The organism is Blautia sp. HCP3S3_G3 (assembly GCF_052063365.1).
Lineage (GTDB): Bacteria > Bacillota > Clostridia > Lachnospirales > Lachnospiraceae > Blautia_A.
Map to the genome: position 1 here is coordinate 1 of NZ_JBQHXR010000039.1, position 12,891 is coordinate 12,891.

At 42.8% G+C, this 12,891-nt stretch carries 14 protein-coding genes and 3 tRNA genes; 1 reads left to right on the forward strand and 16 read right to left on the reverse strand.

The features are described from left to right. Window positions 1–271: 271 nt before the first annotated feature. The 13 genes from ACTNEW_RS15665 to ACTNEW_RS15725 form a co-directional block, all read right to left on the reverse strand. Entirely contained in the window at window positions 272–1,018 is a 747-nt protein-coding gene (locus tag ACTNEW_RS15665; RefSeq protein ID WP_441062653.1) for an amino acid ABC transporter ATP-binding protein, read from the reverse strand. Beyond that, the gene (locus ACTNEW_RS15670) at window positions 1,008–1,676 is read right to left on the reverse strand and encodes an amino acid ABC transporter permease (protein ID WP_441062655.1); all 669 of its coding nucleotides are present in this window, start codon (window positions 1,674–1,676) and stop codon (window positions 1,008–1,010) included. The genes ACTNEW_RS15665 and ACTNEW_RS15670 overlap by 11 nt, the downstream gene beginning before the upstream one ends. A gap of 94 nt (window positions 1,677–1,770) precedes the next feature. After that, window positions 1,771–2,628 carry a transporter substrate-binding domain-containing protein gene (locus ACTNEW_RS15675; protein ID WP_441062657.1) on the reverse strand — a complete coding sequence of 286 codons (858 nt, stop codon included), beginning with the start codon at window positions 2,626–2,628 and terminating at the stop codon, window positions 1,771–1,773. Between the two features lie 303 nt (window positions 2,629–2,931). Beyond that, window positions 2,932–3,717, reverse strand: a complete 786-nt coding sequence (locus ACTNEW_RS15680; RefSeq protein WP_441062659.1) for a prolipoprotein diacylglyceryl transferase — start codon at window positions 3,715–3,717, stop codon at window positions 2,932–2,934. Window positions 3,718–3,723: 6 nt separating this feature from the next. Beyond that, window positions 3,724–4,473, reverse strand: coding sequence for an arginase family protein (locus ACTNEW_RS15685; RefSeq protein WP_441062661.1), 750 nt, complete (start codon window positions 4,471–4,473; stop codon window positions 3,724–3,726). Window positions 4,474–4,574: 101 nt separating this feature from the next. Then, window positions 4,575–5,606: a DUF308 domain-containing protein gene (locus ACTNEW_RS15690; RefSeq protein WP_441062663.1), complete on the reverse strand. Its 1,032-nt coding sequence runs from the start codon at window positions 5,604–5,606 to the stop codon at window positions 4,575–4,577. Between the two features lie 371 nt (window positions 5,607–5,977). Next, the gene (locus ACTNEW_RS15695; RefSeq protein WP_441062665.1) at window positions 5,978–6,907 is read right to left on the reverse strand and encodes a M14 family metallopeptidase; all 930 of its coding nucleotides are present in this window, start codon (window positions 6,905–6,907) and stop codon (window positions 5,978–5,980) included. A gap of 1 nt (window position 6,908) precedes the next feature. Then, window positions 6,909–7,856: a M14 family metallopeptidase gene (locus ACTNEW_RS15700; RefSeq protein ID WP_441062667.1), complete on the reverse strand. Its 948-nt coding sequence runs from the start codon at window positions 7,854–7,856 to the stop codon at window positions 6,909–6,911. Window positions 7,857–7,861: 5 nt separating this feature from the next. Next, window positions 7,862–8,650, reverse strand: coding sequence for a transglutaminase family protein (locus tag ACTNEW_RS15705; RefSeq protein WP_441062669.1), 789 nt, complete (start codon window positions 8,648–8,650; stop codon window positions 7,862–7,864). A gap of 53 nt (window positions 8,651–8,703) precedes the next feature. Further along, window positions 8,704–9,369 (reverse strand): alpha-E domain-containing protein, encoded by a 666-nt coding sequence (locus ACTNEW_RS15710; RefSeq protein WP_441062671.1) that lies wholly within the window; start codon window positions 9,367–9,369, stop codon window positions 8,704–8,706. Further along, window positions 9,351–10,670 carry a circularly permuted type 2 ATP-grasp protein gene (locus tag ACTNEW_RS15715; RefSeq protein ID WP_441062673.1) on the reverse strand — a complete coding sequence of 440 codons (1,320 nt, stop codon included), beginning with the start codon at window positions 10,668–10,670 and terminating at the stop codon, window positions 9,351–9,353. The genes ACTNEW_RS15710 and ACTNEW_RS15715 overlap by 19 nt, the downstream gene beginning before the upstream one ends. 202 nt (window positions 10,671–10,872) lie before the next feature. Continuing rightward, on the reverse strand, window positions 10,873–11,295 hold the full coding sequence (locus tag ACTNEW_RS15720) for a Fur family transcriptional regulator (protein ID WP_441062675.1): 423 nt from the start codon (window positions 11,293–11,295) through the stop codon (window positions 10,873–10,875). Window positions 11,296–11,347: 52 nt separating this feature from the next. Next, window positions 11,348–12,202, reverse strand: a complete 855-nt coding sequence (locus ACTNEW_RS15725; RefSeq protein WP_441062677.1) for a putative manganese transporter — start codon at window positions 12,200–12,202, stop codon at window positions 11,348–11,350. 83 nt (window positions 12,203–12,285) lie between these two features. On the opposite strand from ACTNEW_RS15725, the gene ACTNEW_RS15730 reads away from it, so the two are divergent. Next, entirely contained in the window at window positions 12,286–12,459 is a 174-nt protein-coding gene (locus tag ACTNEW_RS15730) for a DUF6783 domain-containing protein (RefSeq protein WP_441062679.1), read from the forward strand. Window positions 12,460–12,477: 18 nt separating this feature from the next. Here the strand turns inward: ACTNEW_RS15730 and ACTNEW_RS15735 are convergent. From ACTNEW_RS15735 to ACTNEW_RS15745, 3 genes are all read right to left on the reverse strand, one after another. After that, window positions 12,478–12,548: transfer RNA gene (locus ACTNEW_RS15735), tRNA-Cys, on the reverse strand. Between the two features lie 37 nt (window positions 12,549–12,585). Beyond that, window positions 12,586–12,657 (reverse strand) — tRNA-Glu (locus ACTNEW_RS15740). Between the two features lie 40 nt (window positions 12,658–12,697). Next, window positions 12,698–12,770: transfer RNA gene (locus tag ACTNEW_RS15745), tRNA-Asn, on the reverse strand. Between the last annotated feature and the right edge of the window lie 121 nt (window positions 12,771–12,891).

A 12,891-nucleotide genomic window follows, 5' to 3' on the forward strand; every position in this document is an offset into this window, starting at 1 on the left:
CTCTTTCGCGTACGGTTTTTCACGCCTCCCCCTTCACAGAGTTTCGCCCTGAACGGAAGTTTCGGTGAAAACCATAGCACAACCAAACGCAAAAAATCCCCACGGATTAATGCAGAACTAACGTCTAATTTATTAAAACCCGCTGTAATTAACTAAAGCCCACTTTAATTCCCAGAACCCCACTTTCGTTCAAAACCGCAATCCATCATCACAAAAAGAAAAAAGGAAAAGCGAACATTCTCACTTTCCCTTATCCACAAAAATATCCATTTTAAAGCACTTTATTCAGAAAATCAATGGTGCGCGGTTCTTTCGGGTTCAGGATCACTTCCTGCGGGGTTCCCTCTTCCACAATATAACCGCCATCCATAAACAGCACCCTGTCTGCAACCTCGCGTGCAAACCCGATCTCATGAGTAACAATCACCATTGTCATACCATCCGCAGCCAGATTCTTCATAACCTGCAAAACCTCTCCGACCATTTCCGGATCAAGCGCAGAAGTCGGCTCGTCAAACAGCATAATATCCGGATTCATACAGAGCGCCCGGGCAATCGCCACACGCTGCTTCTGACCACCGGAAAGCTGAGAGGGATAAGCATCAATCTTATCTTCCAGGCCAACCTTCCGAAGCATCTGAATCGCCTGCCCCCGTGCCTCCGCTTTTGACGCTTTTTTCAGATCCACAGGTGCCAGCATCAGATTGTGGAGCACATCCAGATTATTGAACAGGTTAAAATGCTGAAACACCATTCCAACCCTTTCGCGAACCTTATTGATATTGATTTTTTTCTCAGAAAGATTGACGCCATCCACTACCACATCACCGGCGGTAATCTCCTCCAGCTTGTTCATGCAGCGAAGGAATGTGGATTTACCGCTGCCGGAAGGTCCAATGATAACGACAACCTCACCTTCATAAATATCCGTAGAAATATCATTCAGCACCTCCAGTGACCCGAAATGTTTTTTCAGATGGGACACATGGATTTTGACATTATTCTTATTAACGGCCACGGTTCAGCCTCCTCTCCAGAATCTTTGCCAGCTTGGACAGCAGAGTAATGATCACAAGATACATCACGGCAACAATAGCCCATGTCTGGAAGGACTTGAACGTAATTGCCACAACATTCTTGGCGCTGTTTACCAGTTCCGGGAATCCGATAACTGACAGGATGGAAGTATCTTTTAAGGTAATGATAAACTGATTGATGATACTTGGAATCATTGTGCGGATTGCCTGCGGAAGAACAACTCTTACCATCGCACGCCAATAGGGAAGTCCGAGACTTCTTGCAGCCTCCATCTGACCTTTGTCTACAGACTGAATACCTGCACGGATAATCTCTGCCATATACGCACCGCAATTCAGGGCCAGACAGACAGTACCCGCCTGCAGAGCAGATAAGGTAAACGGAATCCCCAACATATTATTCAGACAGTAAGGGAAACCGAAATAAACAAAATATGCAAGTACGATCATGGGGACGCCGCGGATCACATCTACAAAGATGCTTGCAATAATATTGCACACTCTGCTCTTCAAAACACTCAGAAGCCCGAAGAACATACCCAGAATACATGCAAAAAACAGACCGCACAATGCCAGCAGAAGTGTCTGTCCCATGGCACGCATCAGCAGTCCGCCATAATTGGTCACAATTTGAATCATGGGAAAACTCCTTTCAAAAAGGGGCGCTGAATTGGTATCAGCGCCCCATGTACTCAAACATCATAACTGTTCTTCAGACAGTTACAAGACCACATTATTCCGCTTCTTCCTCGGTCTCTGCTGCTTCTTCCGTTTCTGCCGCATCTTCGGTTTCTTCAGTTGCTTCTGTTTCTTCAGCTTCTTCGCTGTCTACAGCATCTTCTCCAAGATATTTAGCGATAATCTCGTCATATGTTCCGTTTTCTTTAATATCTTTCAGACCTGCATTGAACATATCCAGTAATTCCTGGCTGTCTTCGCTGAAAACTGCAAATCCGTAAGGAGATCCTTCGTTTTCAGTTCCTTCTACAATTTTCAGATCAAGTCCGCCATCTTTGATAGAGGAAGCCATAATCGGGGTATCCTCGAAGCATGCTACAACCTGTCCGCCAAGTACTGCCTGGTACATTGTCGGTGAATCTTCGAAGTAAGTAATCTCAAATTTGTATTCGTCCTTCAGGCTCTCAGCATAGGAAGCACCCTGTGTACCTGTCTTAACACCAACAGTCTTGCCGTCCAGATCTTCAAATCCTGCAATGTCAGAATCAGCTTTTACGGTCATGCTCTGAGTTGCATTGTAATATCCCTCAGAGAACATCCAGCCGCTTTCTTTTCTTTCATCAGTAATGGAAGCGCCAGCGATCATACCGTCTGCCTGTCCTGCCTGGCATGCTGCGATGGATGCGTCCCAGCCAAGACTCTTCAGTTCATACTCAAATCCCTGATCTTCTGCGATTGCTGCAAGAATGTCTACATCGATACCTACGAAATCGCCATTTTCGTCTGTGTACTCAAATGGTTTGAAAACCGTATCTGTAGCAATTGTCCATTTTTTGTCTGCAGCTGCAACAGGCATTGCTGCACCACATACCATAGCACCGGTTAATAAAACTGCAATCAGCTTTTTCTTCATAATTCCTCTACTCCTTTTCGTTTTTTTAAAACAAAAAGGGCGCAAATATTTTACAATATCGACGCCCTCGTCCTTTTCCACTGATTTTAGCACAAATTCCCCACTCTTGTCAAGCAAATCATTACTAAAATAGCTTGTTACACTGGTAAAGCATTACAATATTTCCATATCTTGCTATTATTGACAAATCATTTTTGTAATTTTCTGACATTATCTGATTTTTCTAATCTGCCACGATCAAATTCTATTTCCCGTTTTCCAGAGTGTGTTTGAAAATTGCGTTCTGACAGATGTGTACCCCTGTCAGGATTCTGCTTTACCTGAGGAATGATGATATCGCTGTTTCCGATAGCAGAACATCCATAAACCAATCCCGGCAATACAGGTAAAAATCCCGATAAACTGAGATGTTGACATCATACCCACCTGTCCTCTTTCCAGATCTCCCCGGAAAAATTCCAGGATAAAACGCCCAATACTGTAAAAAATCAGGTAACAGGCCGCTACCTGTCCATTTGCTTTTTTATGTCTGGCAATCACAAGCAAAATCCCAAAATGGACAAAATCCAGAAGGCTGGAATAAATCTGAGTTGGAATCAGTGCTACATGATTCGGTGCAAAGCTGGAATCCTGAAATGTAATCGACCACGCCCCGGAAGTCTCCCTTCCATAACAGCAGCCTGCCAACAGACAGCCAATCCGGCCAAATCCCTGCGCAAGCGCAATGGACGGCATCACTAGATCAAAATATTTGAGAAACTCCAGTTTCTTTCTCCTGCAGAAAATCCATCCGGTCAAAATGCCTCCGATAATTCCTCCATATACCACAAAACCGTCTCCCATAGTGCGCAGAAGAAATCCGGGATCATTCCATATCGACTTCCACTCTGTCATCCAAAACAGAAGTTTTGCACTGACAAATCCGCCCAGCACACACCAGATCACAAGATAAAAAATCTGTTCATCCTGCAGTTTATATTTTTTCGCCCGGTATTCCGCAGTAAAATAAGCGGCAAGAACACCGATGGCAATCATAAATCCATACCCGTAAACCGTAAATGAACCAATGGAAAATAATTCTTCTCTCATGAACCGTTATTCCTTCCCGGCAAACAATTCCAGAAGAACCCTGTTTGCCCTGTCATTTACATCGCAGCCTTCCATCTGATCAGGATCACACTCCCCACAGATATCAATTCCCACTGCCTGCTGCCCACAGGAAGCCATTCTGCCCAGAATCATTTCCAGATATTCTGTCAGTTCCTCCAAAGTCACTTCTCCCTGACTCCATGTCGTGCATGCATCCTCCGGACAAAGAACATCCTTATCAATCGAAAGATAAAGCGGAAGATCCACAGGAAATTCCCGAAAATCAGCTTTCCAGGATGTTTTCTTCTCTTTACTCAGAAATCTTACCTTTTTTTTCCACTCATCCGGCACCTGTTGATATGCTTCTTCATCCGGTCCGCATAGAATCACTTCCTGCAGAAGAGGCAGTTCTTCCAGACTTGCAGCAATCCATCCACCACAGGACAGTATACCTCCAAAAGCCGGCGGCTGCATATCTGTATGATTGTCAAATACCAGAAGCCGGAAAGGCTCCGTCATTTTTTCCAGCCAGATACGGCTCATATAATGATAATTCCCGGAATCCATGAAATGAATTCCATTTATGGGAAATTCCAGGATTTTTTCTCGAATCTGATTCATTGCCTCCTCATCACAATAGCAATTACTGCCGGGAAGCCCCTTCACATTGATCCATTTTACAGATTCATTCTCATAAAAATTTTCTTCCCGATAAATACCCGAAAAATCCATAAGAACTATATCTTTTAACTTCATTTCCACCTCTTAATTACTTCCGTCATCGTTTCCACAAAGTTCTTTTCCTGTTCGTGTACAACACAATTATCCGTAATCCACACTCTCGCCCGGTTCATGCGCTATTTTTTCAAAAATCTCCACTTCTGCCCGGAAGAAGAGTTCTCGTCCTGCTCTTCACATTCTTCATCTGATATCTTCTCCTGAACAACATCTGTATTCTCTCCGGAATTCTCCATATTTTTCTGAACAGATTTCGTACTCTCTTCAGCTGTATCTGTACTTTTTCGACCAAAATCCATACTGGCTCCTGCCGTATCCGTACTTTTCTGAACAGATTCTGCAGCCTCTCCTGCCATATTCGCTCCCTTCTGAATGGATTCTGCAGTCTCTCCGACCACATCTATGCTCTCCTGACCAACTTCTGCACCTGCCACCGCAGTTTTCATGTTTCTCTGAACAGATTGTGTACCTTGCCCGGCATTTTTCGCACTTCCCTCAACAACTTCTGTACCTGTCCCCGAGGTTTTTACACTTTCCTTGACAGATCTGGTACTTTCCTGATCTGCCTGTGCTTCGTTCGCAGATTCCGCATCATCGTTCACCGTCTTTTTCAGTTCTTTCATGCCAAAATGAACCATAATCATAAAAATAACATCCACAGCACCATTACACAGCAGAACCCATCCTGCAAACATAACCGTGTATCTTACAGTCTGGAACGGGTTCACGATCATGGCAATACCAAGCCCGACAAAAACCAGGCTGCCAAGCATCAGGATTTTCCAGCTTCCGCGCCCCCTCTTTTTGAGACGAAAGGCACTCTTTAATGTCCAGATACTGTCCACCAGGACATATGCTCCAAGAAGAACCGGCAAAAGCTTGATCACAACCTGTGGATTTGTAAACAGAAAAGCTCCAAGTACCACCAGAATTCCGCCGGAAAACAAATCCAGAACCGTCGCATTCATTCGTTCCATTGCATAGATCACCACATGATAAAGCCCTGCAACAATGATTGTAATTCCAAAAAACAGTTTGCATACAATATTTACGGTTTCCACCGGCATACAGATCAGGCAAAGTCCCAGTGCAATATAGATCATGGATGCAACAAGCTGCCCTCTTAATATCCTTCCGATTCGTCCGCTCATAATCCTTCTCCTCCTCTGCCAATATTTTTGTTTTCCGTAAGTATAACCCTTTTTTCTTTTCTCGTCCATATGAAATCGTGTCTTTCCGTATCGGATTAGAGAACTGCCGTTACTATCCATTTGAAATAATCTGCAAGGCATTCTCACGCATTTCCTGTTTCCTGATTCATTTCATTTTTCAGCTTTACCTAAAACTACAATAGTCATTTTCCAAAAACATTTCATTGAGAATGGAATCAACTTCATTTTCAGCTTTATATAAAACGACAGGGAAGCACTCCTGATACGCGAAGTTCTTCACTGTCATTTTTACAAAAATACTATTTCAACAGCATTTTCACACTTTATATCACAGATTTTTCAAAAATCACTTATTCCGTTGGCACAATCTTCAACACAGCCGTATTGGCATAGGTCATCGGCTGATTATGTACAAAGAACACAGTTCCCGTAACCGGTGCAACGATTTTTTCTCTCACCGAACCATCATAGGGATCAAGAATATACGCCAGTTCCTGTCCTTTCAAAACTCTCTGACTCACTTTAATTCCGCTTTGGAAAATACCCGCACAGTAAGGACGCACCGCGACCAGAGAGCTGTCATCCACCACCTGAGAACGATATCCCTGATATCCTTTTCCCGTAACAATACCTTCTTCAATCATGAAATTCAGCACAGCTTCCACCATACGTTCCGCACTTTCTTCATCGATCCGTTCCGTTGTGGTGGAATAAAGGCTGAACGCCCTGGTATCCCAGATCTGCCAGTTATAATTCAACGTTGTGGTATCATACGGTCTCGGTGATCTTGTGATAATATACGGAAGCCCGAATTTCTCAGCCTTACCAATATAATCCATTCCGGTTTTCATAATCCTCACATGAGGGGTAAAATCTCCCGGCATGTAAAACGATGCAAATTGAATTCCGTACTCATAATCCTTAATGGCATCAAAAAGCCCTGCCGCAATTCTCTGCGTGGTTTCGCCCAGCGCATATCCCGGAAACATACGGTTGATATCCGTGTTATCCGTTGGCCAGAAGCGTTTTTCTATATTCATGGAATAGGGGTTCGCAGACGGAATCACCATAATCTCATGCCCGTCCGCAATTCTTCCCCTGCTTTCCAGATCTTTCAGTTTCTTCACCAGCTGTGAACAGATATAAATCTGCTGGTATTCATTTCCCCTGGTATTTCCCATAATACACAGGGATTTTTCTCCTTTTCCGAAAGTCAGACCTGTGACACGGAAATTATCCCGATACAGGGATTCTATTTCAAACAACACTTTTCTGTCCATATCATTCCGCCTTCCTTTCTCCTGTTTTGAGAATTCTGGCCATCAGAGAGCCTTCATCTACCACCGGATACTCCCTGATCGTAAAAAGAAGACCATCTTCCGGAGAAACCACATCCTCCAGAACAGTTCCTGTTAACGGATCCACAACTTTCCCCACGGAATCTCCTTTTTTCAGATAGGTATTGTATTCTGCTTCTTTTACAAAGATACCTGATCTGGAAGCATTCAGAAACATCACCTCTTCCGGATTACTGGAAACGATGGATTCCCTTACCTCCCCGGTTTCGCCGCTCCAGATATCCAGATCTTTCATTAAGTGAAAAATTCCTTCCACCAGCTGATCTCCTATGCTTCTGGTGATTCTCATTCCAACCCCCATCTCCACTACAAGAGTCGGTACCCCGCGGCTGTTCAGACTATATGCCAGTGTAGATTCCAGCACCGTGTTTGCTCCGTGCACCCACACAAAATCCACATTCGCTTTTTTCGCCAGTGGTACCAGTTCTTTTTCGTGAAGTTCATTGATACGAATCTGCGGTAGTTCTGTAAGATAAATATTACTTGCATGAATATCCAGACACAGATCAGATCCCATTAATTCCTTGATAATCTCTGCAGCCAGATATTCTGTCATTGCCCCGTCTCTGGTTCCGGGAAAAATACGGTTCATATCCAGATCAAATCCTGGGATTCCTCTGGTAATAGAATCGATTCCCAGCGGATTCATTGCCGGATAAATATCCACTGTTCCGGTCAGATATTCCGGATGCTCCCTGAGTTTTCTTGCCACTTGATAGCAGACATACTGTCCCTCCAGCTCATCACCATGAATTCCCGTAACAATACTGATTCTCCTGCCGCTGTTTTTCCCGGAAGGAGCAAAATGTCCTTTTTTTATTTCCAGTCTCTCATCTACCGGTAATCCGGCAGATGCTATTGTTTCAACCATCTTCCTCATCCTCTCTCCTGAACAAGCACCTCTATTTCCTGGGTCTGTTGTGTCAGGCCAACCATGATTCCCTGATTCAGAATACAATCGTTATAATCTCTGCCTGTAGAGATTTTTATATGATCTTCGTTCACAATCAGCATATTGGTAGGATCCAGTGCATACCATCGCTCATTGTCATAGATTTCTACCCATGCATGACTCGCCCCTTCTCCAATCAGCATTCCCACTACATATCTGGCCGGAATTTTTGCCATACGACACAAGGAAATCAGGATATGCGAATAATCCTGACAGACTCCCCGACCAAGCTCCATGGCTTCTTCCGCAGTCGTCGAAATATTCGTCACACCCTGTTCATAACGAAAGTTCTGATACAATGCATCCATCATCTGCATGCTTTTTTCCAAATTTGAAGTTCCCTCTGAAAAATAAAACTGACGATAAAAATCCATCAATGTATTTCCGGGACGCGTATAATCCGTCTGATACCGGTAGCGTCCCATCAGATAATCCATTCCCGCATATTCGGAATCCGCAAGACCGGTCTGTGCAATTCCTTTCACAGACACTTCAAACAGATCATGCGGTGAATGGCAGTAACCATAAATACAATAATTTCCAAAAGAATCCAGATCATAACTCAAAGACTCTTTCGGGAGGACCGAGGTTTCCAACTGCCTGATTTTCTGGCGTTCATTGTCCCTGGGCACGCACCTTACCGTAAAGCGGTGATTTGTCACAGGACCGGAAAACCGAATCCTCAGCATGTAATAAAAGGATAATTCCTTCAATGTCATGACCTCCCAAAAGGTATTTATTTAAGATATGATTCCCGTCCGGCATATTAAACCATAAGGTTCTCAATCTCCATTACAATCTGATAATAATTCAGTTCATCCTCTTCTGTCAACTTCTTTAGCTGCGATAATCTGGATCTGTCATACTTCACACTGCAGCGATCAATTCTTCCGGCAAGTCTCTGTACTTCCCGTACCATGTCTTTTTTCGGTTGCTTCAGTCTTGCATAAAGATCGATTCGCTCTACACGCTTGCCCACTTTAATGATATTCCGTACATTTTCACTGTCAATAAGATCATCTGTGATTCCCCAGAATGCAAGAATGTTATCCTGCACCTTCTGAAGTTCCAAAAGCGGTGCAGCACTCTGTTCTGCTTTATTCATTTCATAGATTGCAAGCTGTATATAAGATAATGTTTCACTTCCAATTGATTCCCGGAGCACGATCGCATTATCATAAGCCCGGTTCAAATTACTGAAAATAGAGTTTTCATTGTCCTTTGCAAATGCATACCGTTCCTGAAAATCTTCATCAGAAACATAGATATTGGGAATGTCCAGATCTTTGCAGAATTCCCCATAGCTGCCCGGCTGTCCGTCCAGCATTTCATCCACCTTATTGGAAAACAGGCGAATCGTTGTGTAAACCCTTTCTGTATATCGTCCCAGCCAGAATAGCCGGTCTGTCTGTTCTATCGAGATAACACCCATGTGTCTTTAAAACCTCCTCCCTGAGATGAGTTAACAATAAAGGAATCCGGATTTCTGGAGAAACGGGTCAGTCCGCTTTTCCATACAACGGTATCCTCTCCGGAAAGTACAAATGCACGAAGGTCTGCCTTCCTCGGTACGATCTCGTCACCTTCCATAATATCAATATCCAGAAAATCAATGACCTCCTGCGCAATAAAACGACGCGGCTCTCTCTTCAGCAGTTCAATAAAATCTGCCTTCTGCTGTTTTGTCATGGTATTGCCAAATACAACACCATATCCGCCTGCTTCTGCCACATCTTTCAGCACCAGATTATCAAAGTTTTCAAGAACATATTTCATATCTTCTTCATAAAACGGCAGATACGTCGGAGCATTTTTGAGAATCGGCTCTTCATTCAGATAATATTTAATCATCTTTGGAACAAAATAATAAATGCCTTTATCATCTGCCACTCCGTTTCCCGGAGCATTCATCAACGCTACATTTCCTTTGCGGTAAACATCAAAAATATGAGGAATTCCGATTACAGATTCAGGCAGGAAATTCATTGGATCCAGATATTCATCAGAAATTCTGCGATAAACAGCACCGACTTTTTCTTTTCTTCCATCATAATTGACAAAATAGAGATGATCATTTTCTACAATCAGTTCCTGACCATTCACAAGCTGTACCCCTGTTTTTTCAGCCAGATAAGAATGCTCAAAATATGCCGCATTATATCGACCCGGAGTCAGAAGAACGATCAGACCTCCCACATTGACATCATCCATGGTTTTTCGAAGAAGATTCGCATAATCACGGTTGTCCGCGATACTGTAATCCTGAAATGTCTTAGGGCTGCTCCTTCTGCAGAAGTTTCTTGCAATCATAGGATAGGATGCCCCTGACGGAACACGAAGATTGTCCTCCAATATGTACCAGTCCCTGTCCTTGCTCTGAACAAGGTCAATTCCGGATATGTGTGAATATACCCCCTTGGAAGGCATAATCCCCTCGCATTGTGCAAGATAGCCGCTGGAAGCATAAATAAATTCTTCCGGAACCACCTTATCACGAATGATTTTCTTCTCATGGTAGATGTCTTTCAAAAACAGATTCAGAGCTTTCACTCTCTGCTTCAAACCACGCTCTAAATAATCAAATTCACTTTTTTCAATAATGCGTGGGATTGCATCAAAGGGAAACAACTGTTCTTTAAATGTGTTATTCTTATAAATTCCAAATTTCACACCATATCTCGCAAGCTGTTCATTTACTGTATCCGTATGATCCAATAAATCCATATCGTACATTACCGTTCTCCTCCTCTCCATTTGTTCATTTTCCGCTTCCTGTACAGTTTTTATCAAATTCTTCTGTGCATTCTATTCAGAAAATACTTTTTTGTATCATAAGAAAGTATTCCTGATTTTTGATACAAAAAAAGACGTCTTGCAATTATATGCAAAACGCCTTTGTTCTATGAAGTTATCATACTCTGAAAATCAAAAACCGTCAAGAGTTATTTTCTTTTTCCCGACAATCCTGACATATTCCATATAATACAGAATTACGGCACTGAAGAGCAAAATTATGATCTTCCAGTATATGATGAGAAATCTCCTGCATAAAATGACAGTCCAAATGAATGATTCTGCCGCACTTTACGCATTTCAGATGAAGATGTTCCTCACAATGCCGTCCGGGTTCCACATACTGATACGCAGACTGACTTCCCTTCTCGGCTACATATTTCATAATGGTTCCTTCCCGCGCCAGTTTGTCAAGATAACGATATATCGTAGTCATATTTACCGCACAATTCTGTTTTTCCAGGTATTCCGCCACATCTGAAGCTGTCACAGTTCTGTCATTGCACTCTTTCAAAAATTGAAAAATTCTCCTGCGGCTCTGTGTCGCATATTGCATATCCGCCATTATTATTCTCCCGTAATCCCGTATCTACTGTAATTTCATATTCTTTGTAATTCTAAAAAGTAAGTCCCATAATTTCAATCAGGATTCCCCATAAAACACCTGCACTGTAAAGCAGTGCAATAATCCCGGCTGTCTGTTTCCTGTCACGATTCAGACGCAGCAATACCAGAAGACCGACTCCGGCGTTTACCAGAAGACCTGCCATCATAGCTCCAGCGCTGATAATCTGATTCAGATAAAGCTGCGTGATCACCACTGACGAAGCACAGTTTGGAATAAGTCCAACAAGCGCTGCAATGATTTCTCCTACAACCGGAATACCTGAAAAAATACCTGCAAGTGTATCCTCTCCAATCAATCCGATCACAGTATTCAATATCAACGATATCAAAAGTATATATACAAAAATCTTAACTGTATGCATCAGTGCAGATTTCATGATTCCCCGTTCACAATGGCAATGCTCCTTCTCGCATAACGTGTGAACATCTACATCCAGCTTCTGTTTTTTCATAATATTTGTGTAGAAGAAATCGATAAAAAAGCCTGTCAGTATTCCGATTCCAGCTTTCATAACAAGTATTTTGGCCATTGTGTTCAACGGCACAGCACTGGATATCATGATTGGCAGCATCTCATCTGATGTAGACAGATAAACGGCCAACAGCGTTCCTATTGTAATCACTCTTCCGGCAAACAAACTCGAAGCAGCCGCAGAAAATCCACACTGCGGAATAACTCCCAAAAGTCCGCCCAACAATGGTCCAAATTTCCCTGCTGTCCGAATCCTGTCACTGGCAGCTCCACCCGCTCTATGTTCCAGAATTTCCATAAGAAGATACGTCAAAAATAAAAAGGGAATCAATTTCACACTATCGATCAAAGAATCCAATAATATATCCAGCATATTTCCTCCATTTGCTGTAAATTTGCATTTTACCTGCATTTGCAACTTAGTTGCATTTTTGTATTATATACGTTTTTCACAAAATGTCAAGGCGATTTTACAACAAAAATACTAAAAACAGATATAACAGAAAAAATGTCTGGAAATCTTTTGGTATTACAGGAAAATGCAAATTTCCCGCAAAGTGGAGCGTGCATATGACGGGAATGAATTTCCAAATACACTCTAAATTTCAAGAAAATAAAAAAGAGCCTTGAAATACAAGACTCTTAAAGAGGTGCCACCCGGATTTGAACCGGGGATAGAGGTGTTGCAGACCTTTGCCTTACCACTTGGCTATGGCACCATATTTACTATATTATATGCTCTCTCTTGGAGAGAAATGACTCCAAGGGGATTTGAACCCCTGTTACCGCCGTGAAAGGGCGGTGTCTTAACCGCTTGACCATGGAGCCAGGTATGAGATTTTTTTATATCGGCCTCATGTTCCGAAAACTCCCCCTGTTGGACTCGAACCAACGACACTGCGGTTAACAGCCGCATGCTCTACCGACTGAGCTAAGGAGGAATATGAAGATTTGCACCTTCAAAACTACATACATGCCTGACATTTCCCTGAAAATCTCTTAACCTTGCTTTTGGACAAGCCCTCGACCGATTAGTAGCAGTCAGCTCCATACGTTACCGTA

Coding starts and splice junctions, on each gene's coding strand:
- ACTNEW_RS15670 (WP_441062655.1), bottom strand. CDS start 1,676: ATGATTCAAATTGTGACCAATTATGGCGGACTGCTGATGCGTGCCATG.
- ACTNEW_RS15675 (WP_441062657.1), bottom strand. CDS start 2,628: ATGAAGAAAAAGCTGATTGCAGTTTTATTAACCGGTGCTATGGTATGT.
- ACTNEW_RS15680 (WP_441062659.1), bottom strand. CDS start 3,717: ATGAGAGAAGAATTATTTTCCATTGGTTCATTTACGGTTTACGGGTAT.
- ACTNEW_RS15685 (WP_441062661.1), bottom strand. CDS start 4,473: ATGAAGTTAAAAGATATAGTTCTTATGGATTTTTCGGGTATTTATCGG.
- ACTNEW_RS15690 (WP_441062663.1), bottom strand. CDS start 5,606: ATGAGCGGACGAATCGGAAGGATATTAAGAGGGCAGCTTGTTGCATCC.
- ACTNEW_RS15695 (WP_441062665.1), bottom strand. CDS start 6,907: ATGGACAGAAAAGTGTTGTTTGAAATAGAATCCCTGTATCGGGATAAT.
- ACTNEW_RS15700 (WP_441062667.1), bottom strand. CDS start 7,856: ATGGTTGAAACAATAGCATCTGCCGGATTACCGGTAGATGAGAGACTG.
- ACTNEW_RS15710 (WP_441062671.1), bottom strand. CDS start 9,369: ATGGGTGTTATCTCGATAGAACAGACAGACCGGCTATTCTGGCTGGGA.
- ACTNEW_RS15715 (WP_441062673.1), bottom strand. CDS start 10,670: ATGTACGATATGGATTTATTGGATCATACGGATACAGTAAATGAACAG.
- ACTNEW_RS15720 (WP_441062675.1), bottom strand. CDS start 11,295: ATGGCGGATATGCAATATGCGACACAGAGCCGCAGGAGAATTTTTCAA.
- ACTNEW_RS15725 (WP_441062677.1), bottom strand. CDS start 12,202: ATGCTGGATATATTATTGGATTCTTTGATCGATAGTGTGAAATTGATT.
- ACTNEW_RS15730 (WP_441062679.1), top strand. CDS start 12,286: ATGTCAAGGCGATTTTACAACAAAAATACTAAAAACAGATATAACAGA.